The 21,611-nt window shown below is 35.7% G+C and carries 26 protein-coding genes and 1 pseudogene; 11 read left to right on the top strand and 16 right to left on the bottom strand.

The genetic code is table 11. The features are described 5' to 3' along the window. Positions 1-281: 281 nt before the first annotated feature. From H8B21_RS13555 to H8B21_RS13520, 8 genes are all read left to right on the top strand, one after another. On the top strand, positions 282-1,109 hold the full coding sequence (locus H8B21_RS13555; protein WP_190314311.1) for a class I SAM-dependent methyltransferase: 828 nt from the start codon (positions 282-284) through the stop codon (positions 1,107-1,109). 177 nt (positions 1,110-1,286) lie between these two features. Continuing rightward, entirely contained in the window at positions 1,287-1,724 is a 438-nt protein-coding gene (locus H8B21_RS13550) for a hypothetical protein (protein WP_190314310.1), read from the top strand. A 185-nt stretch (positions 1,725-1,909) separates the two neighbouring features. Beyond that, complete coding sequence (locus H8B21_RS13545) at positions 1,910-3,100, top strand: AbiH family protein (RefSeq protein WP_190314309.1); 1,191 nt, start codon at positions 1,910-1,912, stop codon at positions 3,098-3,100. A 57-nt stretch (positions 3,101-3,157) separates the two neighbouring features. After that, the gene (locus H8B21_RS13540) at positions 3,158-3,382 is read left to right on the top strand and encodes a hypothetical protein (RefSeq protein ID WP_190314308.1); all 225 of its coding nucleotides are present in this window, start codon (positions 3,158-3,160) and stop codon (positions 3,380-3,382) included. Positions 3,383-3,388: 6 nt separating this feature from the next. Then, positions 3,389-5,335, top strand: a complete 1,947-nt coding sequence (locus tag H8B21_RS13535; protein ID WP_223815026.1) for an RNA-binding domain-containing protein — start codon at positions 3,389-3,391, stop codon at positions 5,333-5,335. Positions 5,336-5,461: 126 nt separating this feature from the next. After that, entirely contained in the window at positions 5,462-5,635 is a 174-nt protein-coding gene (locus H8B21_RS13530; RefSeq protein WP_190314307.1) for a hypothetical protein, read from the top strand. Positions 5,636-5,681: 46 nt separating this feature from the next. Further along, positions 5,682-5,894 (top strand): hypothetical protein, encoded by a 213-nt coding sequence (locus tag H8B21_RS13525; RefSeq protein WP_190314306.1) that lies wholly within the window; start codon positions 5,682-5,684, stop codon positions 5,892-5,894. Positions 5,895-6,515: 621 nt separating this feature from the next. Next, a complete protein-coding gene (locus tag H8B21_RS13520) occupies positions 6,516-6,692 on the top strand; it encodes a hypothetical protein (RefSeq protein ID WP_190314305.1) in 177 nt (58 codons plus the stop codon). A gap of 67 nt (positions 6,693-6,759) precedes the next feature. On the opposite strand, the gene H8B21_RS13515 is transcribed toward H8B21_RS13520, so the two are convergent. From H8B21_RS13515 to H8B21_RS13450, 15 genes and pseudogenes are all read right to left on the bottom strand, one after another. Beyond that, positions 6,760-7,449 carry a hypothetical protein gene (locus H8B21_RS13515; protein ID WP_190314304.1) on the bottom strand — a complete coding sequence of 230 codons (690 nt, stop codon included), beginning with the start codon at positions 7,447-7,449 and terminating at the stop codon, positions 6,760-6,762. 119 nt (positions 7,450-7,568) lie between these two features. Next, the gene (locus tag H8B21_RS13510) at positions 7,569-9,416 is read right to left on the bottom strand and encodes a DUF6119 family protein (protein ID WP_190314303.1); all 1,848 of its coding nucleotides are present in this window, start codon (positions 9,414-9,416) and stop codon (positions 7,569-7,571) included. 219 nt (positions 9,417-9,635) lie between these two features. Next, complete coding sequence (locus tag H8B21_RS13505; protein ID WP_190314302.1) at positions 9,636-10,085, bottom strand: hypothetical protein; 450 nt, start codon at positions 10,083-10,085, stop codon at positions 9,636-9,638. A 293-nt stretch (positions 10,086-10,378) separates the two neighbouring features. Continuing rightward, positions 10,379-10,816: a hypothetical protein gene (locus H8B21_RS13500; RefSeq protein WP_190314301.1), complete on the bottom strand. Its 438-nt coding sequence runs from the start codon at positions 10,814-10,816 to the stop codon at positions 10,379-10,381. An 80-nt stretch (positions 10,817-10,896) separates the two neighbouring features. Continuing rightward, positions 10,897-11,823 carry a hypothetical protein gene (locus H8B21_RS13495; protein ID WP_190314300.1) on the bottom strand — a complete coding sequence of 309 codons (927 nt, stop codon included), beginning with the start codon at positions 11,821-11,823 and terminating at the stop codon, positions 10,897-10,899. A gap of 461 nt (positions 11,824-12,284) precedes the next feature. Next, positions 12,285-12,566, bottom strand: coding sequence for a hypothetical protein (locus tag H8B21_RS13490; RefSeq protein ID WP_190314299.1), 282 nt, complete (start codon positions 12,564-12,566; stop codon positions 12,285-12,287). A gap of 4 nt (positions 12,567-12,570) precedes the next feature. Next, positions 12,571-13,098 (bottom strand): hypothetical protein, encoded by a 528-nt coding sequence (locus H8B21_RS13485; RefSeq protein ID WP_190314298.1) that lies wholly within the window; start codon positions 13,096-13,098, stop codon positions 12,571-12,573. Between the two features lie 170 nt (positions 13,099-13,268). Further along, entirely contained in the window at positions 13,269-14,042 is a 774-nt protein-coding gene (locus H8B21_RS13480) for a TIR domain-containing protein (RefSeq protein WP_190314297.1), read from the bottom strand. Between the two features lie 218 nt (positions 14,043-14,260). Then, the gene (locus H8B21_RS13475; RefSeq protein ID WP_190314296.1) at positions 14,261-14,785 is read right to left on the bottom strand and encodes a GNAT family N-acetyltransferase; all 525 of its coding nucleotides are present in this window, start codon (positions 14,783-14,785) and stop codon (positions 14,261-14,263) included. Between the two features lie 231 nt (positions 14,786-15,016). Next, complete coding sequence (locus tag H8B21_RS13470) at positions 15,017-15,544, bottom strand: PDDEXK nuclease domain-containing protein (protein WP_380907434.1); 528 nt, start codon at positions 15,542-15,544, stop codon at positions 15,017-15,019. A gap of 57 nt (positions 15,545-15,601) precedes the next feature. Further along, a pseudogene (locus tag H8B21_RS20755) lies at positions 15,602-15,760 on the bottom strand (DUF1016 N-terminal domain-containing protein); the annotation flags it as partial. Next, complete coding sequence (locus H8B21_RS20895) at positions 15,759-15,905, bottom strand: DUF1016 N-terminal domain-containing protein (protein ID WP_190314294.1); 147 nt, start codon at positions 15,903-15,905, stop codon at positions 15,759-15,761. The pseudogene H8B21_RS20755 and the gene H8B21_RS20895, both read right to left, overlap by 2 nt. Beyond that, the gene (locus tag H8B21_RS13460) at positions 15,871-16,152 is read right to left on the bottom strand and encodes a hypothetical protein (protein ID WP_190314293.1); all 282 of its coding nucleotides are present in this window, start codon (positions 16,150-16,152) and stop codon (positions 15,871-15,873) included. The genes H8B21_RS20895 and H8B21_RS13460 overlap by 35 nt, the downstream gene beginning before the upstream one ends. Positions 16,153-16,319: 167 nt before the next feature. Continuing rightward, positions 16,320-16,949, bottom strand: coding sequence for a hypothetical protein (locus H8B21_RS13455; protein WP_190314292.1), 630 nt, complete (start codon positions 16,947-16,949; stop codon positions 16,320-16,322). A gap of 178 nt (positions 16,950-17,127) precedes the next feature. Next, positions 17,128-17,808 (bottom strand): hypothetical protein, encoded by a 681-nt coding sequence (locus tag H8B21_RS13450; RefSeq protein WP_190314291.1) that lies wholly within the window; start codon positions 17,806-17,808, stop codon positions 17,128-17,130. Positions 17,809-18,943: 1,135 nt separating this feature from the next. Between H8B21_RS13450 and H8B21_RS13445 the strand changes: the two genes are divergently transcribed. Both H8B21_RS13445 and H8B21_RS13440 read left to right on the top strand, forming a co-directional pair. Next, positions 18,944-19,249, top strand: a complete 306-nt coding sequence (locus H8B21_RS13445) for a hypothetical protein (RefSeq protein ID WP_190314290.1) — start codon at positions 18,944-18,946, stop codon at positions 19,247-19,249. Positions 19,250-19,540: 291 nt separating this feature from the next. Then, positions 19,541-20,464 carry a hypothetical protein gene (locus tag H8B21_RS13440; protein ID WP_190314289.1) on the top strand — a complete coding sequence of 308 codons (924 nt, stop codon included), beginning with the start codon at positions 19,541-19,543 and terminating at the stop codon, positions 20,462-20,464. A gap of 21 nt (positions 20,465-20,485) precedes the next feature. Here H8B21_RS13440 and H8B21_RS13435 read toward each other — a convergent pair whose 3' ends face one another. Next, the gene (locus H8B21_RS13435; RefSeq protein ID WP_190314288.1) at positions 20,486-20,731 is read right to left on the bottom strand and encodes a helix-turn-helix domain-containing protein; all 246 of its coding nucleotides are present in this window, start codon (positions 20,729-20,731) and stop codon (positions 20,486-20,488) included. 553 nt (positions 20,732-21,284) lie between these two features. On the opposite strand from H8B21_RS13435, the gene H8B21_RS13430 reads away from it, so the two are divergent. Continuing rightward, positions 21,285-21,494 carry a hypothetical protein gene (locus H8B21_RS13430; RefSeq protein WP_190314287.1) on the top strand — a complete coding sequence of 70 codons (210 nt, stop codon included), beginning with the start codon at positions 21,285-21,287 and terminating at the stop codon, positions 21,492-21,494. The last annotated feature ends 117 nt before the right edge of the window (positions 21,495-21,611 follow it).

The following is a 21,611-nucleotide window of genomic DNA, read 5'->3' as shown; positions in this document are numbered from 1 at the left end:
GTTTTTTTCGTGCGGTAATGAGAAAGATATAAAAATCAATCCGGAATTTCTATTTTTACAGTCTGTTAAGCTATATCTAACATATTATCTGCGTCTTCGCTAGAAAGACGGACTCGGAAACGAGTAGTTGCTGCGTGGAAACCTGTTGGTTTTAACGCACAGATAATCATATCCCTTAATTTCACAAATCTTCAACACACAATTGATCATAGGATCTATTGCCTCATCTGACTGTATGTATCCGATTTACAACAGGTTGAGGGAGAAACACAAGGAATGTAATGAATAAGAAACAGCTAATAAGCAGAAATATAGAGGCATTCTATAACAAAGCATCCGAAGAAACCCGACTCGAAAAAGGAATGGGGGTATTTGAATTCGAAAGAATTAAATCCCTTATAGAGAAATATATCTCTGTTTCACCTTCCAAAATAATTGATATTGGTGGTGGTACGGGTAAATATTCGGAATGGCTCGCTAAAAAAGGACATCAGGTTCATTTGGTGGAGCCGGTTTCAAAACATATTAAAATAGCCCAAAGCAGAGCCAATAAATTGAAGCACAGATTTTCTGTGCATCTAGGAGAATCTCGGAAATTGCCGTTTCCCAATAACTATGCAGACGTCGTTATACTGCACGGACCACTTTATCATCTTCAAAACAGGGAAGACCGAGATTTAACCATCTGTGAAGCTAAACGAGTTTTGAAAAGTGGAGGCATTATATTGGGGTTTGCCATTAATTATACGGCATCGACGTTGGTCGGTCTTCTAAGCGGCCTCATTCACAAAAGATCATTTTTTGAAATGTGTAAAGAAGAATTAACAACCGGCAAGCATAATCCCCCTAATGATTTTCCTTGGCTTTTAGCCGAAGCATTTTACCACCGACCTGAACAGTTAAAAGATGAATTTATACATCAGGGATTAACTCATCTTGATACTTATGCGGTTGAAGGTATGGTCTGGTTGGACAAGGATTTTTTTGGCAATATATCAGATCACCATAAGAGAAACACATTATTAGGGCTTATTCGACTTACGGAAAATGACAGTAGCCTTCTATCTTTTAGCCCACACATGATGATCGCGGTTCAAAAAAATATGTAACTATGGAAAATAAAGAAAGATATTACAGCGCATTAGTGGAAAACGACGGTCAACTAAATTAACCTTGTACATACGACACCAAAAACTGCGACATTGTGTCGCAGTTTTCTTTCTATTAGATATTATAAATTTAATTTGATTATCTTCGCTCTATTCTTGCCAAGAAAATAACCAACTATGAATAAAGAAACACTAGATTCTCTGAAAGAAACCTTAGCGTTGGACAGTGCTATCAATATCGGTCGTTTCGGCATCTTCTATGATTCCAGTGAATCCAGAGAGGATAAATATTTTATTAAAGCTAATAAGGAAGGATTGAAGATATTTGCCTATCAATTATTATGTGCCTCTAAAGATCTGGAAGATCAGGAAAAGGACAACGCATTTGAAAAGATAGCTTTGATTCCCGATGGGAGTGCGTGGATTGATAAAGATTCAGAAATCCGGTTGTTTCATGTTGAATCTCCTCAGTTAAGTAAGGATTTGGTGCCAACTACAACTAAGGAGACTTGGAAAGATCGGTTTAGCGAGATAGGCTGCACATTGATTGTCATCTTTTTATTTATTTCGTTACTTGTTGGTATAGATGCCATTTTTACCTATTTAACGCCGTAATAGAAAACAGAGCGTAGTAATGTGTTTCCGATTGCGGATACGCTGTATTCGTAATTAAATACGATTGCATGTAAACTTCCTATATTGCGATATATTTGAAATTCGTAAATTTAATCTTGAACTAATCAGTGGTATAGGACAACCGAACTAGAACAAGACGTCTAAACAAAAAAATATTTGAGCATATGAATAAATTGATAATCATCGGCAATGGCTTTGATCTGGCGCATGGTCTCAAGACTGATTACAATTCCTTTATAAAATGGTTTGTCATCAAATGTTTCAGAGAAGCCACTTTTGAAGATGCAAATATTTCAAAACGGCCTATACATGTATCCAATCAGATATTTGAGATCTGCGCATCCACGGGTACAGTTATATACAGTGCTCCATCCTTCTCGAGTATCGAAGATTTGGTAGATGAGTTATTGGAAGGGAAATACAATTTGAACGATCAGTATCAAACAATCGAGCTTCGTAATAAATATTTCAATATTAGGGGCACTGTGAAATCGTCATTGCTTGAAGGGATTCTAGCTGATAAAAGGGAATACCAGTGGGTCGACATCGAAAACCATTTTTATCAGCGGCTACAGGAAATTCTTGTTAAGCGAAAACCTCATCTCGGGGGGATTAATGGTGAGCTTTCTGTTAAAGAACGTACGGAGTTGTTAGATAAATTAAACCAAGAACTGGATGAGCTTAAAGAGCAGCTCTCGGAATATCTTATAGCTGTATCCGAAGCAGCGGAGGTCAATTCTGCCTTTCAAGAATTTGTGCATGAAGATATAAATACCCATGCTATATTGGAAAAACATCACTTAGCAAATGAGGAGGTAAGTAAAAAACCGCCCGGTTTTATCAATTCTAACGCTGTCAAGTTTCTTGACTTCAATTATACCTCATTGGTTAGACAGCTCACATCTGGTAGCGATACAGGTTATATCCCCATACACGGCACACTGAATAATCCCGAAAATCCCTTGATCTTCGGCTATGGCGATGAGCTAGATGAAGACTATCTGAAGATGGAGAAAACCAATATCAATGCATACTTAAAACATATTAAGTCCTTTGCTTATTTCCTTACCAATCAATATTCTCGTTTGGTAAACTTTGTCTCTGCAGAACCATATGTCATTTACATATGGGGGCATTCGTGTGGACTGTCGGATCGTACGTTGCTCAATATGATATTCGAACACGATAATTGTGCCGGCATCAAGATCTTTTATCATCAGAAAGAGGATGGAAGGGACAATTTTGAAGAGATCACCCAGAATATTGCGCGTCATTTCAAGGATAAAGTCAAGATGCGCAACAGAGTATTTAATAAGACGCATTGCCGTGCAATTCCGCAGGTGAAAGACAATTAAACGATTTTCCTGCCGTCAAATCAGAGCATAAATCAACCAGATTATGTATATTAGCCTATGCAATTATTCACCCAAGCGAAAAACACATTATCTACCTTAAAGGAGAAACCTTTTAAGCTCAAGAAAGATATGCAACTGCTTTTCGAATCTAATCTTAAAACTATTACCGGACTTCAATTGATCAAATCGGAGTTCATTATTAAAGGTCAACGTTTTGATACCGTAGCATATGATCCGGATAGCAAAGCATTTATTTCACTTATTGCTTTTATTAATAATTAGGGATTGATGATGAAAGACAAGCAACTAAATCTTTTTGAGGACGATGAATTTTCTGTTTTTTCTCTGGTCAATGATGAATTTCTTCCCGATGAATACTTTGAGGTAGAATACAAGTCTGGGAAAAATGGTTTTCCAAAAGAACTTTGGAAAACATATTCTGCATTTGCCAATACCAATACTGGAATTATAGTCATCGGCGTCAAAGAAAAAAGAGGCATCCTAGAGATAGAAGGCCTTTTGGACGAGCAAATCCTTTCTTACAAAAAACATTTTTGGGATGACTGTAATAACCCGAATACTATCAGTCGTAATCTCTTAAATAATGATGATCTGCGCGTTGTTAAGATTAAAGGGCGTAATTTGTTGGCTATCCGTGTGCCATTTGCTTCTAGAACTGAAAGACCTGTTTACCTCACTAGAAATCCTCTCGGAAATACCTACAAGCGCAATCACGAGGGAGACTACCGCTGTACGGACGATGAAGTGAAACGTATGCTAGCTGACTCCAGTGCGGAGCTCAAAAGAGATAGTCTTATCTTAGAGCATTATACCATTGAAGATTTAGATCCAAGAACCATAAAGCAATTTAGGCAATTGTTTTCTTCTTCTCAGTCAAATCACCCATGGCACGCATTGGAGGATATAGAATTGTTGAAGAAACTCGGGGCCTATAGGACGGATCGAAAAACAAAGATAGAGGGAGTTACCTTAGCTGGGCTTTTGATGTTTGGCAAGGAAGATAGCATAAAAGATCAGGATGCCCTGCCGGATTATTTCCCCGATTTCAGAGAACATCTCACCACTGACGAAAAGATAAGATGGACAGATCGAATCTATCCCGACGGTACTTGGGAATGTAACTTATTGCAGTTCTATCTGAAGGTCTGGCCCAAGCTGTCTTCCACCTTGCCTAAACCTTTCCAATTGGATAAAGATGAACGAGTAGACGAAACGCCTACACATACTGCCTTACGGGAAGCATTTGTCAACGCATTGGTTCACACAGACTACTCGTTGAGCGGCAATATTACCATCGAGCTTGACACAGAAAAGTTTGCATTCTCCAACCCAGGAACTTTATTGGTGTCGCTGCACCAATATTATTCCGGCGGTGTGAGTGAATGTAGAAACCCGGCTTTGCAAAAAATGTTTATGTTGATAGGTCGGGCAGAGAAGGCCGGCAGCGGTGTGGACAAGATAATGGAGGGCTGGAAATATTCTCATTGGAGAAAGCCTTTCTTAGAGATAGAAACACAACCTGATCGCGTAAAATTGACATTACCCATGTTTAGTGTGATTCCAGATCATGTCTTACAGGAATTGAACGCAATTTTTGGTGACGTAGAGCACCTTTATCCAGATGAGCTGACAGCATTATCATTTTGCCTGATCGAGGGATCTATTTCTAATCATCGATTACAATATGTCTTGAATATGCACAGCTCGGACATAACGGGGATGCTTAAAAAACTTTGTGCATTGGACTATCTGGAATCTGATAATAACGGTCGTTGGACGATTTATAAACTTAAGCAAAAGGTTAACACTTCTACAAGGGTTGACACTTCTACAAGGGTTGACACTTCTACAAGGGTTGACACCTTTTCAAAACGTTCTGACAGTAAGTATGATAGCGGGGTAGAGGGTGGAGAATATTCAACTAAGGTTGACACCTCAAAGGTTGACACCTCAAAGGTTGACACCTCCATATCAAAGAAAGTAAACCGTTTATCAAAATCCGATCTCGAGCAAGCGATCATGCGCGCGTGCAAGCAAGATTATGTAAAGATGGATGAGGTTGCAAAGATCATCGGAAAATCTGTAGATTATCTGAAAAACAAGATATTTCCTAAGATGATTTCAGAAGGAAAACTGGAAAAGCGTTTTCCGTATACCCATAATCATCCTGAACAGGGATATAAAACCAGTGAGGACTATGCAGATGAATTGTAGTGTTTGTGAGTACAGATTATTGTTTTAGAAACTTATTATTTATGGAAGAAGGATATGTCAAAGTGTCCAGCTTATCTTCGCTTAATAGCCTTCCATGAGGCTGTGAAAAAATAATGTAATACCGGAATGAGAAAACGCATCGTAAAATTATTAAATCCGACAGGGGAAAAACAGGACTTATTTACCATGTTCCTGTATACTGTTGCTATTATCTTGTTATTGATAGTTTTTCACTTCATCGATAAGTTATTCCAGTTGGATCGTTTTTTTGAAAAAGTACATATCCTGTTAGATAGGTGAAGTTTTATGAGGCTACTAGGTAAGAGTATTTTTATTAAATTTGATCATGGCTAAATTTAGAAGAAAATCCACAAATTTTGACGGAAATGTAGTAGGAGCAGGTTCAAATAAACAAATGACCATTAAAATTGATTTTGAATTTCAGTACGAAGGGGATCCTACAAAATATTTAAAAGAAAACGGAGATATTGATTTTCAAAAGATACTACATCCATTTGTAAAGGTTCTCAACGAAGCTGAATTTGTCGAAGATAAATAAAGCCACCCATTGGAGTGGCTTTTTTAATTACGCTGGCACAATGAGGGTGGGCTGTCTGCTATTATTCTGATGCTAAGAAGCTTTACAGACCCCCTTCCAGTTTACAACCTTCTTATTAAATTTATTTGTCTAAAGTCAATACAATTATGGATAAACAATTATTAACGTATGTTTTATGGGTAATACTAATTGCCGTCAATCTGGGAGTTTTCAACTATTTTAAAGAAAATATTAGGGGCTATTTTAATGGTTTTTATAAGGCCTTTATAGCGAGTTGGTTCGTTGCTCTTCTATTTTCACTAGCATTTTACAATATCACAGGTTTAGTGAACAACTTGGCGTATAGCTTACCAGCACCTTTAGTTATAACCTTTATAACTTACTCTATTTTGTACATGAAGAAAAATAAATAAAATACTTTTAACCACTGGCTGCGCAACAGGAAGAAAGCTGCCTAGACCTCTATTTATATCCCCGTGTAATCGGTAACTCAGAATACACAACTTTTGGCAATAAGGAATAGCAGCATAATTGGCTCTAATAAATACATAGTTCATCTTTTGGGACGCGGTGCCCAAAAGAAAAAACAAGCTTTGTCGCAGCAAAAAGACAAAGTTATTTATGAACTATTATTTAAGTAAACTTATAACCTATCATGAGGTTCACAAAATGTACCGGGAAGGCAGTTCGATCCGTAAGATTTCCGATCATCTCGGCCTAAACTGGCGTACCGTAAAAAAGCTTCTGACCACGCGTCCTACAAAACCGAGGATAAGGCATCAGTGGAAAGTGCTGTGACAATAACTTATCAACGACTATACGCTACCTCTTCGAAATGAGGACTTTCTGTAAATAGTGGAGTGGTTTAAGTGTGTGTGGCGGTGTCGATAAACCGGTCACTAATAAATTCCTCTTTAACTTGTAACTCATGGGGCTTATTTTGCTTTTCACTTATTTCAAGGAAAATCTTCATTTCATAATTATTATATTCTCTATCCTGGTATCTAAGAATAATGCCGCATAAAAGCTGTGTTGCAGTGTATAAATCTGTTTCGGTACGTAGACTTATCTCAGATGTCCTAGGTCGTATATGCGTCCACCGTTTATTGGAAACAGCGGATAACCTAAAATCTGAACTTTCAATAACTTCTATTGAAAATATTGTTGGTAGATCTGACTTGACATTCAACAAATACTCATAATAGGGGGCGCCATCTTCCAAGTCTCCCCACATATTATTATATTCGACTGAAAATTCAAAAGATGGTTTTAAGGAATTGCGATGTTTTTTTTGTTCCAATTGAAACATTAACCTTTGGTCATCTTGAACTTTTCTTTGACTCTCTAGGGTTAGAAGTAATAAAACCGCGGTAACGATGGTAACAAATATTATCATCCAATCGCTTATTGTGCCCCAAACTTCTGCAGGCAGTTTTAGATTATTAGGTATGGTGTCATTGCATACATATATAAGTGCACTCAGTCCAATGATAAACATTGCCGCTCCAATGCTCAGTGTCACTATTTCGCGAAGATTTATTCTTTTCTTTTTCACTTAATTTTGATATTACTTACAACTACCAGTATCCTAGTTAACTCTCTGCAAACTTACTCCTTTTTAGAATGAAAAATCGCTGAATTGCAACTTCTCTCGAACGCTTAGGCTCGATTAAATTAAAAAATAGAAATAGACTCATTATGTGTATCTATATTTTCAATAATCTCAAGAGTTAGTGTGTCTGTTTTTCGCCTAATTTGACAAGTCTTAAAATCCCCATATCTGGTTCTTATTTCGCTTGAGCATGTAGTAAGTGAGAATCTAGCAATGTTTGATGTGTATTTTTCTATTTTGTCGGATATGAGTGGGTCATCCGCGAATTGAGATGCTGTAGCAAAAACATATACCAAGGTTTTGTTATAAAAGAGGTTTGCAAAATCTGTATTAGATAAGTTGTGCGTTGTTCTACCTTTGTTAATGATACTGGTATAGATGCTATCGAAAAATGCCTGGTTTTTACTGGCGACTGCTTCGGATATTCGTCTCGCGCTGATAAGTATTTGGTTGGTTAATTCTCGTACTCTAGCTGTAAAGCTGTGTTTAACATGTATCAGGTAAAGTTCGTTATCGGTGTAGTGAACAATGTCACACAATTCTACCCCCTCTGGTGTGATCGTATCAAGCACAAGATAACCTGGCTTTCCGTTATATTGCATATTGTAATCTCCTTCGTCTATAAGGTGGCTACTTTGTGGCTTCAAGCTCCAAGGATACTCAAGAATCCCAGCAGCTAATTTCGTAGTCTTAAAAATAGTTGCGGTCTGATGCTCTAGGCTTTTTACAAAAGAATCCTTTAACCTATACCATTTTGTATCAATTAAGAATATGGGCGTATGATTATAGTGGAACTCAGCATTTAAATGATATAGGAAGCTACTCGATGTTACAACTTTCGTTCCTCTGTAACACAGTACTCTTACTCCACGTAAATAAAATAAGATGGCATTTTCATTGTTTCCACATACTTCATAAGCTCTGAGTACTACTGTTTTGAAAATATCATCTTTGTCGGTAAGGGTGGCAAAAGTCTCATGTTTTTCTTCTCCTTTCTCCTTCAGTTGATAGCTTTCAGCGGTATAGAACGCTTCAATATTATTGGGGCTACAAAAATCAAATTCGAAGTGTTGTGCGGAGGTATTTGCGGTGTGTTGTAGAAGTGGAATGTAGTTGAATATCCTATTGTTAAGCTCAATTTGTAATTTATTTATGATCTCAACGTCTCTCACTTCTGTATAAGAACTAAGTAACTCTTGAGGAGCGAGTTGATTAATTGTGCAAAGTTCGTTGATGATTAGATGGAGTGTGTTAAAATCAACTTCTCGATGTATACTAAGCGCTTTTCCAGCGGAAATTTTTAACCTTTCATTGGCTTTTTTCAATAGAAAACTAAAATACTGATTACTTGTTGAGGCATCTAGTTTAATGTGCAATTCTTTAGGGATTTTTCCGAACTGCAAATAGTTGATCATTTTATAGTTGTCTCTGAACTGTTCGCTCAATCCAACCTGTTGCCCAATAATTCTGCGTGATTTAGTGGAGAATGCTTCATCTTTTTCAATTTCGATTATTCTGTCGTAGATGTCTAGTCCAAACGAATGGTCTACAAAGTTAACTACTATGGGATAAGCATTGCCGCCTATAACGACATACAGATTATGTTCAGTTTCTACAAATAAAACAAGGGTGAGTTTGGTTTGGTTGAAAATAGCAGGGTTGCTTTTAAGTTCAGGGGGAAGAAATGCTGCCCATTTTGATTGTTTATCTGCAATAGAATAAAGATATAAATAGTAAGTAAAACTATTCTTTATAAAGTTGGCAAATTCTAAATCAGATTCTGAAAGGTTCCAGCCGAGCTTTCCATATGAGGTTCTGATTATTTTTTTAATCAGTTGCTCTGTATCTGTGATTTCTTTGATTAACCGATGTGCTCTATCAATTTTGAAAATTTTTGGAATTATGTTCATGAGTAGTTAACTTTTGGTTGATCTTATTCAAATATAATACATTACGTTCACAAATCAATTTGGAATCATTTGCATTTCGTTAGAACCTCAGTTTAGATTTGAAAATATGCGTGATCAATTTGCAAACTGAAGACTATTTTAATTGTTTTTTCACTCTGTCAAGCTGTATTTTTATTTATTTCCTTTTCTCTTTGACTAGGAGACTTGAATCCTAATTGACTACCTTTTTCTAGGTGCTCTTCTAGTATGTGGACGTACATAAGTGCCATCTTTGCGATAGTATCCTTTCACGTGTACAGTACCTGATGACGGTCGGTATTTATTTGTGGTCGTCCTGATGCTATTAGACGTGTCGGTACTCGCTGTTACAAAATAGTTGGGTATTGAATCGGTTGTAATTCTCCTTGATTCTTTGACTCGATACTTTGGCGAATGTATATATCCTAAGCGATTACCATATCTTACTTTTTGATATCCTTTTCGCGAAACTTTTGCTTGGATTTTGACTGGAGTTCCTTTGACAATCGTTTCACTCGCACTGAAATAATTTTCGTTTCCAAAATATATCTCACTATTTTCTATGAGTACGACGTCGTACATTTTGGTTACTACATTCGTTGCGCATGAACTGAATATAATAAATAGGAAAAACAAAAGGTATTTAATCATAACGCTGGTTTACTATTGACTTCTTAAAAATTGGACATGCTCCTCACAAATATAATTGATTTTTCTTTATATGTGGTTTATGGATGTTCCGACAAAACTAAAAATAAAGAGAAATCTTACCCTAGCTAGCTACACCCAAAACTAAATAATTCCAATTAGAATTGCTATTGCTATCCTGTGGAATATGGGGAATTCGGAGGGTTTTCGGTATTCCAACAGGAACTCTATCGGCGTTGAGTTTTCCAAGGCTGAACTTCGTATTATATATTTATACACTTTGTATAACAACTGCCCTAGAATAATGTAAGTTGTCTATTATAAGACTTTCTTAAACAATCAAAATTTCGCGGATTAGTTGTTATGAGACTAGCCCAATGTTTTGTGACTGGACAGCGTACTTTATCTATTGACTGAACCAATTTTCCTGATCTTTCGAAGAATCGTTTATACCTACATCCAGCCTCTATTGGAATATCTAAAGCGAAACAATATGTCTTCTTTGTTGTGATAATATACTGTAAGCCTAAGAAGAATAAATCTCGTTCGCTCATCTCATTTCTCGTAACTGAAAGACTCTGTCCGGTTGCGTTTTCAATTATATTGATTATACTTTGTTGCAAATGGTGTTTCTTATTTCTTTTAGATATTGAAACGATTGGTATTGCCCCAGCTTGTGGTTTCGTTCTCTTTGATTTTCCGTTGTTTAATGTGTTTGATGTTGCTGTGTTCATGATGTACTATTTTTATTAACAGTACAATGATCGAGGGGGATTTTGGTGGCTCTAGGGGGGACTTTAGGGATCGTGTATTTTTATTTGTGCATCAACTTATATATGGAAGTGTTATTATCTTTTGCAAAATGGTTCATACATTTGATGATCTTAAAAAGTTCAACTTTCTTTTTTAGATCCCCTTCTCCTAGTTCGGTATACATCGACTTGATGCACATAGCTATCTTTGTTTTTGTTTTTAATTTTAAATTGATTTTTTCTCGCGGAACTTCGATATTCCTTTCGCCTGAAAAAAATGAAACAAGAAGATCAACTATAGTATCTTTATCTTGTTTGTTTCGAAAGATCGATTGCCATCCTTCGTCTGCGGATAAAGAATCAAGGTGTGTTTCAATAGCTTTTCTGATTATCGCTGTTTTATTTATTTTTTCTACACTGTCTGCAAAAAGAGAAGCGGTACTAGGTTGTGAATCTTTAAAATTTTTGGTTAACCTATCGCTAAGATTATCTTCTGAAAAATGTGTTGTGGAGTCTTCAGATGTGTTTTCTTTATTCGAGGAGCTTTCCATACAGCTGGTAACTATTTTTAAGTCTTTAATTATTATGTTGATACAATGTATAACCGACTCTGGTATGCAAAGCTCGACTTCAAAATAATGAATAATCTTTTTTAGACATTTGAGAAAGAATATTTTTTCTTTTACATCTGTATGGATAAAATCGGTTAGGATAAAGGCTGTAAGATAATCTCTAACAAATATTCGGTTGTCCACATATGACATTATTTTATGTAGTATAAAGTACAGTTTATTGAAGAGATCACGAGGTTCCACATCATATTTCTTGTTCCTCAATATAGGGCTTTCTAAGGTTTTCTCGTATATAGCCAAGTGGATTTCGTTATCTAGGTACCATGAAACATCTTTTACCTTTATCGTATGTTTTGATATTAGTATAATTTCTCCAGGTGATTTAGAAGGATGTTTTATATACCAAGGGATGTCCATGTTGTTTGATTATTCTTAATTTTCTACGTAGTCGTTTGTTTTTAAATATTCTTAGTTTTAAAATGGCTTGGAATAAGAATCTCTCTGAGTTTCTTTTTGTACGCATCGATATTATCTTCGAATAATCTGTTCTCCTCATGACGAAGCACGTAGTCGAATAAGGAGGCGCAGCTTTTTCTTAAGTCATAATTTTAATATGATGCTAAGTGGATATTATGGCAGTTACTTTCTCTCATGTCAATGCGTTTTCCCTTTAGTCGGAAGAAGTTCCACCTTAACATCCGGGTGTTTCTTCAACTCATGCCGTAGAGATATATTTTTCATAATCTAAGCCTAATATGTATTTATTCAATAATTTCTTTTTCTAAAATACAAAATACTAATCAAAAAGGTAATATCAGTTATTTCTTTTTATAGACGTATACTTTATTATAATGAGGTTAGGGTTTATCATATTGCTTTTAAACACTTTGCTCCAATACCCACCATTCAACGATTTCTTGCGCAAAAGCTATAGCATCAATTTCGTAATTATAAAAACCATAAATAGCTACTAAATCACTTGCGATGATGTTTTGAATTTTTTGGAGATCCGCTCCCTTGTGTAGATGGCTTAATATCTTATTGGCCATTGTGTCAAATTCATTGGTTGACGCTCCAGGGATTAAGTTCCAAGAATTAATTATTTTCACGAGACGGCTGATTTGATTGTATTGTCGGTTGTTCATCACTTTTGTGTTCATAAATCTATCGTAGGTCCTCTTTTATATCTATTGAGTTACTATCGCAATTATAAAACATCACCAAATGCCTATCCCAACTCAAAAATTCATCACAAGTAAACTCCAATAGATTTACACTCCATTCGTTAAATTCAATCATATCCATTTGAATTGGACTTTCGATTGGCACTTTCTGCTTTATGCTTGTTGTAATTTTTTCGATGTTATAATAATCAGCAATAATACGATCTCCGTTCGGAGAGATTGTTAAGCTGTGGTATGGAGGTTGATCTTCCAGTTCTGTCAGATTTCCTGTTTCTGCATCAAGCTGATATAAGTAATCGGAAGTCAAAACCAAAATAATATTATTGGCAGTCGATATTGCAGCTTTTCTTGGAAAACCACGGAATTGCCCACACCATTCTGAATAGTCTTCATTGGTGAACTTTACAAAAGTCCAACCTTGAGAATTCCATAAGCTTTCATTATCGTAAATTCTTTCATTATATTCTCCGGAATAAGGTTGGTTTATTATTTCAACTTCAATGATCATCCTTAGTGCCAATGTATGAAATGATATATAACTCCATATCTACATAAATCTCTTTTGGTGTCCAACTCCTTCCACAAAATCACTTAAAAAACATTGTCTCAGACTACCTTTCATTAATGAAATCCTTAGTGGTCAACGAAATGGTTACTAAAGGTAGGGGGGAGCAGATGTTATTTTATCAAACCTAGCTTTTTAAATTTTCGTTGTAATTCGTAAAAGCATTGTTCAATATTTTCTCCTGAAAAAGGGATGTATTGTAAGCCCGCAATATTTGTAAATTCTTCCACTCCTTCCTGCTTTAAAATAATAACTTTATCAAATCCTAATCGTCCTTGAAATAGGCCCGCTTCATGTATCACATTTTGTCTAGCCCTTGTTTTTCCCTCTGAAGTTTCATCTTCGGCGGTCATTACCAAAATCGCCAACGACGAATTATCTAAAAATTCGCCAAGTATGTTAACAATACTTTCACTCGTTCTTGATTCATCTTCAAAAGTTAATGTTTCAAGATTCAAATCATCTTTTATGAAAATTTGAAGTCTTGCCCAAAGCTTGCTTCTTCCATGTCCCAAAAATATCTTACGCAAACCAACTGATTTTGTTTGAGTTTTAGGTTTTATAGATTCAAACTCTGTTACCAGTTCTTCTTCTGATAGAGTGTCCAGCTGTTGGACAATATTGTAAATTGATTTCACGGTTGTATCGTTAGTCGAAGCTTGAGCCGGAGGAAAATAAAATCCACTGCTACTTGTGGATCTGTATTGTTTGAAGAATTCTTCAATTTTATCTGAATACAGTTTTATATCAGAAAGACTTGTTGGATCAGAGTAGTCAACTTCAGAGAGTCTTTTAATAAATACTTGAATTGGAGCGAAAAATTTCAAATCACTTTTTACGCTTTCCCATAATGCTTCTGAAAGAAGTTGTAATTCTTTTAATTTCATATAAATTTGTTTATAATATTTACTAACAGCTTGGGTAATGTCTAAGCTGGGATTATTAGCACAAACGTACAATAGAAGTCGTTTATCCTAGTTTTTTTGCAATTCCTTGTTAGGTGCTGGCTTTTTTGTCATTTAATTTAATGAAGTTAGGTTTTTGTCACACCTCCTCCCACCTGACGTAAAATCCCTATTATTGGCTGCCATTCTTGCCGTATGCATCAGTCGTTTAGTTTTAGTTTCATCATTATATCAATCTGCTCGTCATTGCCTAATTTAAAAATGTGCTTGTCAAATTCTACAAAGCCGTTTTTCTTGTAAAAGTTAATTGCTCTCGGATTTTCATTCCACACACCTAACCATACATAGTCAGCATTTTTTTGTCTTGCGATATTGATTGCTTTGTCGTAAAGTATTTGTCCAACTTTTTTCCCGTGATATTCTTTCAGCACGTAAATTCTTTCAATTTCAACGGCTTTGTCGTCTTTTAACTCTGTCTGTGATTGTCCGAAGTTAATTTTTAAATAACCGATAACTTTATTGTCATATGTGGCAAAATAAAATTCTGCATTGTTATCGCTAAGTTCACTTGTCAGTTTTTCAATGGAAAATCCTTCGTATAAATATTTTGTCATATTATCTTCCGTATTTCCTGTTGAAAATGTTTCATGAAAAGTCTGTCTGCCAATTTTTTGTAGTTGGTCAATGTAGTTTAGCGTTACTTTTTTTATTGAAATGTCAGTCATATCTTTTTACGTTGTCATTCTTTAAGGTTGCCACTAACTCGTTTATATACGTAATAAAATTACATAAAATTCCCATCTTTAGTTGGCTTTGTGTGGTTTTTAGTGTTCTTCATTCTTCATAACTTAAGCCGATTTATATGTAAATAGTTATTACTGTTCCTCTAAAAAAATAGCGATATTCGATTTGGTCATTATCTTTTGGTTCGTTACTCTAGGTTATCCCACTACCTCTCATTCCTTTGTCTCGATCTTTAGCTGCCGCTCGATTTCTTCCATGGTCGGAAGACTACTTTTCAAATTTTCTGGCAAATTTTCGGCTATTACGTACTCGCTCACGCCAATCGGTTTCAGGATGTCCCGCAGTGCAAACTCGGCTTCAATAGTATCTTTTTCCTTGCAGAGCAATAATCCGATGGTAGAGTTATCGTCGGATGCTTTGACCAAGCTGTCTACTGCCGATAAATAAAAGTTAAGTTTACCAGTATGTTCTGGAATAAACTTACCGTTTTTTAATTCGATGACCACATAGCATTTCAGTCTTGTGTGATAGAACAATAAATCAATATAGTAGTCGCTTTGAGATACCTTTAAATGATATTGTTGTCCTATGAACGCAAAACTTTTTCCGAGTTCTAGTAGAAACTTGCTTACGTGCTTTATTAATTGGTTTTCGATGTCCCGTTCCCTATAATCGGTGTCTAGCGTCAAAAAATCAAAAACGTATGGGTCTTTCAGGGTCTGTTGCGCGAGAGTTGAGATATCTTGTAGTAATGTGCTTCTGAAGTTACTAGTTGCTTTACCCTGACGTTCAAAGAGATTCTTCTTCAGTTGTGAGTTTAAGGCCTCACGACCCCATTGATTTTCGACGCATTGTTGTGCGTACCATAATCGAGTGTCCATATCTTTCACCTTCTCCATTAATAGGATATTGTGCCCCCAAGGCAATTTTGCAACAAGCTGTTGCAAAATTGTTTTATCCTGATATTTCGTTGGCGAACCTTAGCATATATCCTAAATTCCGTTCAGAATAACCCCTCAAGTCAGAAAATTCATTTTTTAAATCATTGGCAAGTCTAGGAATTACTTTAGAAGACCAACCTTCGAGATTTTGCCCATTCACATTCTCCCAATATAAAGTAGAATGCGTCGTCTCTATTGAGGTTTCCTCCTTTGGAAATAAACTGTTCTTTTAGTCTCGCTTCCAGACCAAACCTTAGTTCGATGTAGTTTGGGGGTTTTTTGCTATTAAACCCATTAGAAATTCTGCTTTGAATAGCCAAAGCTTTCTCAATTCCCTGTTCGGTAATATTTCGAAAAGGGCCATTTTCTAGTTCATAATAGTGGTACAAGTACGCTGGTATTGCCATCCAATATGATTTTTGTTTGTTTTGTTAATATATTAAATAAAGCCTAACGTTCTCGGGCTTTGCGTTCGGGCAGGTTTCGGAGCACAAAGGTTCAAATTATTACTAAAGTTCATTAGAAGCACAAAGCTTCAAGTTTGCACGTCAGCCCGCCTGACGCAAAACCCGTGTTAGGTGCTGGTTTTTATGTTGTCTATAAATGTCAACAATTCCTCTTGGGGCAAATTGTCTTTGTCAAATACGTACATTAGAAGAACGTAAGAATTGAATGCAAAGGACAAGATTCTAATTCTGGCGTCATTCTCAATCTGACTGTCTGAAAGCGAATAGCCAAAATTAATATCGGTCGATTGGCAATATTCAAAGAGTTGTCTTTTATGAACTCTTGGATTATCTCGTCTTTCTGGGCCAAAATTAATGAAGTACGGCAACCACATTTGTTCAAATTTGTTTATACTCCTTATGTGTAGTAAAGAGTCACCTGTCAAATGAGTTTTTTCATATAGATACATTGCAATTACTGGACTGTTCTCGGATAGCCGTTCGGTTTTCTTTTGAATCAGTATTTGTGGTGGTGGAATATTGCTTCTTATTCCTTTTTGGTTATCCTTTTTGAGTTCTTCCTTCTTTGGAAAACTATATTTTGAAATGAAGTCATGAAATTTTTGAATTTCCACAATATTCCAGTCTTTGATTTTCATGGTCATCTCAATGTCATGGAAACGTATCATTTCATTGTCTATCGAAATATTTCTTGATAAACCGTATTGTCGAGATATTAGAAAGTCTGTTAGTTTCATTGTGTTTGCTAAAATTACACATAACGTTTTCGGGCTTTGCGTTCGGGCGGGTTTCGGAGCACAAAACTGTCGACCTGCACTGAAATTGAATAGAAGCACAAAGCTCCAAGTTGGCACGTCACCCCGCCTGACGCAAAACCCGTGTTACCAGTAGTTGTTCTTCTCTCGTCCATCATTGTTAGTCCATTATAATTTTAGTAAAAGTGTATTGTGTCTTTGCTTTGTTTGGTCGTCCAAGTCGTAAATACTTTTCTTCAAATTTAAATGGCAAAAATGGTTCTAAATTTTTAATTGTCTGTTTGAAGTTTTCGTCTGCTTGCTCGAATGGAAAATATAAGTCAGGACTGCAAACACAATTTCTCGATAGCCAAATCATTAAACTTGATTTGTTGTTTTGATTAGGAAATTCTGTTTTAGTTATCGGGTCTATGAGGTTAAAATAAAAAGTAATAAACAGTTCAATAGGTCCAAAAGTGAATTTAGGCCAAGGTTGTCCTTTTACTAAATAGTCAATTCCTTTTTGTAAATCATTTGTTTCAATGTCCCATTCAGTTTTTGTCTGCTTGTCGGGAATACCACTTGGATAAGCGTATGAAACAGGTTCTGTTTGTCCACTGTCAAAAAGTAGTTTTGTTTCTTGAATGATTTTGACTGCAATTTCAGGATTTGGGTCGCCTTGAAATGCTGTATAAGCAGTCAATGAAATTCTTGTTGGTTGGTTTGGCTTTGTTGTCGTGCAATTTGTCAAAAAGTTACAAACGTTGTTCCACGCTTTTTCAATTTTCCGTCCGCCATTAAGTTGTTGGGTCGTCCTACTTTTTGGAAGTGTGTAAAATATGAATGGTCTGTCTGTAATCATCTTTGTTAGTGTCATTTTACAATTATTGGTGACTACTTTTTTACCGCAATTCGTTTCGCCAAATATCGTCTGTATCCGAATTGTGTATAAAAGTATACTAAATATACTAAAATAGTATAATTCAGCATAGTGGATATGCCATATGTCTGTTTGGCGAAACAATATGCTCGTTAGAGGGGTCAATATGTCCAGCGGAGGGGTCAACATCAACATTATATCCAGCAAACATTTCTAAAATTATTATCTTCGTTTGCGGGTAGCATAAAAGACAGAAATTATCAATTACAATTTAAGCGATTTCATTTCGAAGTATAGCGATGCGGATTATATCACGCTAATAACGCAGATTTCAAAAGAAGTTCAATACCTGGATGCACGTTATCTTAAGCTAAAACGAAATGAAGACGACAATGGACTAACTTATTACAGAAAACATGTAGGCGATTTTCTATTTTATTTAAATACGGGAGTTGTACCAGCTTGTATCCAAATAACGGGATTACGGAATTTTTTTCCCATTATTGAAAATCTAGTTCGTAAAGGTCAATTCAAAGCGACCGCTTTAGATATTTTCGATAACACGATTTGATAAAGTACACATACTGGACTTTTTTATTTGTTCTAGTGTTTTTATAGGAAACTTTATACTCTTGGATACTGAACCTCAGCTTTATAGTGATTTAAAAATTCAATGTTACTTTGCAATCCAATTACCCACTTATCAAACCATTAGCCGGAAAAACGATATGAACAGTAAATCAATGCGATTCTATAAGATCAACCTAGCTTTTGGTATCATTTCCTTCTTAATCACGATTTCGTTTAGAACAGAAATGATTTATTCGATTGTTGATGATATTCACACAGGATCGACTATTTTGGAGGTTTGGAATTGGTTAATGCTAATAAGTTTGGGTATCGGTTCAATTCAAACTTTAATCTTAACTTATAAACTTGGAGGCGTTGTATATTATTTATGGAGTACTTTAGTCATAGCTCTCCTTATATTTACAGCAATAGGTGATAAGTTCCTTGTTCCTCCTGGTGCTATCTCGTCGATGCATAGCCGATTTTTACCTTTAAGTCTATCAATCGACCTTCTCGTCTATACTGAAAATTTCATAAGTTAACAAGTATGAAGTGGAACTATCTATACACATTTTGTTTTATAATATCGATCTTAATTTATTCATCAAGTTGTGTTGATCCAAAAGATACATTCATCAGTAGAGAATTGATTTCGAGCAAGGACGAGAAACTTTACATCAATACCCTTAACTGGGGGATGACCGGGGATAAGCAGTACACCGTAATAACCAAAGACCCAACTCGACTGAGAGAAAGAAAAGATATAATCGGAGGAGTTGATGGTTTATCTCCTTTTGTATACAAGTTTGCCAACGACACCTTAACTATTTATTATAACAGAGGTATATGTTAATGAAGTTTTTGAAAGTGTACACTTGGATTATGTTTCTTTGGAAAATCGCGATTTTATGGATGTTCTAGGTAAAGCTATACAAGGTGTCGAGGGATATCAACAGTTACCTTAATTGGATCTTGTCTTGGCTCCTAAATTTCCTTATCTTTATTCTATGGACCTATTATCGTACTTACCCAACAGAAACAAGATTAACCGACAAGAAATCATTAAAGTTATCCACGAGATAACTAAACTGGCAAAATCATCTTGTTGGTATCCGTACTTTTTATAACCACGTAGAGAATGACTATGAAAAATTCTGATATCGCACACAAAATTTTCAATAAATATTCAGATGATTTCATTCAAACGATGGAGATCTTCCGATTTAGATATTTAGATGAGAAGGGAAATATCATCGATTTTGAAAACATGTATATATGTCCTTTGTCGCTTCGAGCATATCATAAGAAGGATATAGAGAAACTGACGATTGAACATGTTCCCCAAAATAGTCTTAAAGGTAAGCCACTAGTTTTGACAGATAAAGAATATAACAACATTGATGGCTATACGAAGGATAAAAAGATTTTAAATTTTTTCAAATATCAAAACTTTAGGCAGGGTGTAGAGCCTATCGAAGCTAAGTTCTCTGTACCTGATATTTTGGAGGGTAAAGTTAGCGGTAAATTGGTAGGTAGGATTGATGAAGAAGGTGCCAAAATAAAAATAGGATTGTCTGAACGGACTGTAAAATTACTTGAAGACCGAGGGGTGTTCCGGAGTTGGGATGGATTGAAAATGAATTTGACAATTAACTATACTCATCAAATTGACAAAAGTGCGTTATTAAAGTCTGCATATTTAATAGCATTTAGCAAAATTGGTTACCGATTGTTGTTTAACAAAAACGGATTAAAGAGTGCCACATATGGAGCAATTATTCGTGAACTTCAAAAAATAAATCTTGATGAGGATTTTCCATTTATTTTTACCGATGAATTTAAAGTAAATATCCCAGATGATATTGGAGTTATCGAAACTGAAGACATAAAATTATTGATGGTAAAAGTAAGATATAGATTAAAAGGATATGAATATGTATATCACGCTATTCTTCCACATCCAGAGGACGAGAACCTAGACAATCTAGTTAAGTTTAGAGACATATACGTCAAACGGGTAATCAGAGTAACAGTGAAGTCCATCGACAGGAATTACCTACTTAGATAGTCCTCTCTTGTCAATGCCGCATTAATCCTTCGAAGTTTTCAACTTACTGAAATCCAACAAATCATTCGCCGTCACATTAAGAGCCTCTGCTATTTGTACCAGAATAAATGCGGTTGGATTTGCTCCTTGACGTTCGTATCTATTAATAAATTGTTTATCTTTTCCTATCATAGCTGCTAATGCTCCTTGCTCGATATGTCGGTCTTCTCGCAGCTGCTCTATACGACGTCCAAGTTTGATTCGAAATGTTTTCTGCACTTTGTCCATTCGGTTAAGCTCGACAAAAACATAAAAAGTTGGTCAACAAATTTGTTTACTTCAAAATATGTTTTATATTTGTCTTTATGATATAGACAAAACAAATATTGAAGAAATAGATATTTAGAGGTCTTGCAACTCCATTCTCAGGCCAAGTGGCAAGGCAGCAGTATAAATATCTCACGCTTTCAATGAAAAGTGCTAGCTTTGCATTTACTTCATTGAAGTGTGGGGCTGCTGTTTACCCGTCGCAACTTTAGGCCTGAGAATCTTTTGGAGTTACGGGATGCAGCCCTTACTTTTTCGGGCTGTAAAACTAAGCAAGACTCGTTACATAAACGACGAGTTATGATAAAAAAGCAATTATTAAAAAACATCATCAAGCCTGCAAGTTAGTTAAGCTAGCTAGGTGATTTAGGCTTTCCTAACAGTGCGACAGTGTAAAACCGTAATATAACATAGTATCCAACCCCGTTTCGTTCGCATTTTATTCTAGCAAAGTAAATTTATTCCTATTGCGAAGCTCAACTTAGCTATGTAGGGAATTAATAAATAAAAGACAATGATGGAAAGGGAAGAATTTAGGGATATGCTATTGGGCGCCATTGATGAAAAATATCATCAAAAAGTAGAAGAGTGGTTAATCAACGCCGAGAAGCAATTCGAAAAAATTGCCGACGCTACCAATTGGCCAATCGGGGAAATCCGTGGTTTTTATCGACCTATTGTTTTTGAAATAGGATTGAAGCGGAGAGACATATGTATAGAATAACAATAATAATGAATAGACAATTTTGTAAAGACATCATATCGCCGCCGACTAGTTTGGCGTTTATAGCCATTTTTGGCTTTATAAAGAATGCGGAAACGGATAACCGATTTTAACTAA

The sequence above is a fragment of the Sphingobacterium chuzhouense genome (genome assembly GCF_014692525.1).
Lineage (GTDB): Bacteria > Bacteroidota > Bacteroidia > Sphingobacteriales > Sphingobacteriaceae > Sphingobacterium > Sphingobacterium chuzhouense.
The sequence above is the reverse complement of the archived record's forward strand: the minus strand, read 5'-3'. Positions and strand labels throughout refer to the sequence as shown.

Bases quoted from the DNA above. Each gene is read 5' to 3' on its own strand.
- H8B21_RS13555 (WP_190314311.1), top strand. From the start codon at position 282: ATGAATAAGAAACAGCTAATAAGCAGAAATATAGAGGCATTCTATAAC.
- H8B21_RS13550 (WP_190314310.1), top strand. From the start codon at position 1,287: ATGAATAAAGAAACACTAGATTCTCTGAAAGAAACCTTAGCGTTGGAC.
- H8B21_RS13545 (WP_190314309.1), top strand. From the start codon at position 1,910: ATGAATAAATTGATAATCATCGGCAATGGCTTTGATCTGGCGCATGGT.
- H8B21_RS13540 (WP_190314308.1), top strand. From the start codon at position 3,158: ATGCAATTATTCACCCAAGCGAAAAACACATTATCTACCTTAAAGGAG.
- H8B21_RS13535 (WP_223815026.1), top strand. From the start codon at position 3,389: ATGATGAAAGACAAGCAACTAAATCTTTTTGAGGACGATGAATTTTCT.
- H8B21_RS13530 (WP_190314307.1), top strand. From the start codon at position 5,462: ATGAGAAAACGCATCGTAAAATTATTAAATCCGACAGGGGAAAAACAG.
- H8B21_RS13525 (WP_190314306.1), top strand. From the start codon at position 5,682: ATGGCTAAATTTAGAAGAAAATCCACAAATTTTGACGGAAATGTAGTA.
- H8B21_RS13520 (WP_190314305.1), top strand. From the start codon at position 6,516: ATGAACTATTATTTAAGTAAACTTATAACCTATCATGAGGTTCACAAA.
- H8B21_RS13510 (WP_190314303.1), bottom strand. From the start codon at position 9,416: ATGAACATAATTCCAAAAATTTTCAAAATTGATAGAGCACATCGGTTA.
- H8B21_RS13505 (WP_190314302.1), bottom strand. From the start codon at position 10,085: ATGATTAAATACCTTTTGTTTTTCCTATTTATTATATTCAGTTCATGC.
- H8B21_RS13500 (WP_190314301.1), bottom strand. From the start codon at position 10,816: ATGAACACAGCAACATCAAACACATTAAACAACGGAAAATCAAAGAGA.
- H8B21_RS13495 (WP_190314300.1), bottom strand. From the start codon at position 11,823: ATGGACATCCCTTGGTATATAAAACATCCTTCTAAATCACCTGGAGAA.
- H8B21_RS13490 (WP_190314299.1), bottom strand. From the start codon at position 12,566: ATGAACACAAAAGTGATGAACAACCGACAATACAATCAAATCAGCCGT.
- H8B21_RS13485 (WP_190314298.1), bottom strand. From the start codon at position 13,098: ATGATCATTGAAGTTGAAATAATAAACCAACCTTATTCCGGAGAATAT.
- H8B21_RS13480 (WP_190314297.1), bottom strand. From the start codon at position 14,042: ATGAAATTAAAAGAATTACAACTTCTTTCAGAAGCATTATGGGAAAGC.
- H8B21_RS13475 (WP_190314296.1), bottom strand. From the start codon at position 14,785: ATGACTGACATTTCAATAAAAAAAGTAACGCTAAACTACATTGACCAA.
- H8B21_RS13460 (WP_190314293.1), bottom strand. From the start codon at position 16,152: ATGGCAATACCAGCGTACTTGTACCACTATTATGAACTAGAAAATGGC.
- H8B21_RS13455 (WP_190314292.1), bottom strand. From the start codon at position 16,949: ATGAAACTAACAGACTTTCTAATATCTCGACAATACGGTTTATCAAGA.
- H8B21_RS13450 (WP_190314291.1), bottom strand. From the start codon at position 17,808: ATGATTACAGACAGACCATTCATATTTTACACACTTCCAAAAAGTAGG.
- H8B21_RS13445 (WP_190314290.1), top strand. From the start codon at position 18,944: ATGAAGTGGAACTATCTATACACATTTTGTTTTATAATATCGATCTTA.
- H8B21_RS13440 (WP_190314289.1), top strand. From the start codon at position 19,541: ATGAAAAATTCTGATATCGCACACAAAATTTTCAATAAATATTCAGAT.
- H8B21_RS13435 (WP_190314288.1), bottom strand. From the start codon at position 20,731: ATGGACAAAGTGCAGAAAACATTTCGAATCAAACTTGGACGTCGTATA.
- H8B21_RS13430 (WP_190314287.1), top strand. From the start codon at position 21,285: ATGATGGAAAGGGAAGAATTTAGGGATATGCTATTGGGCGCCATTGAT.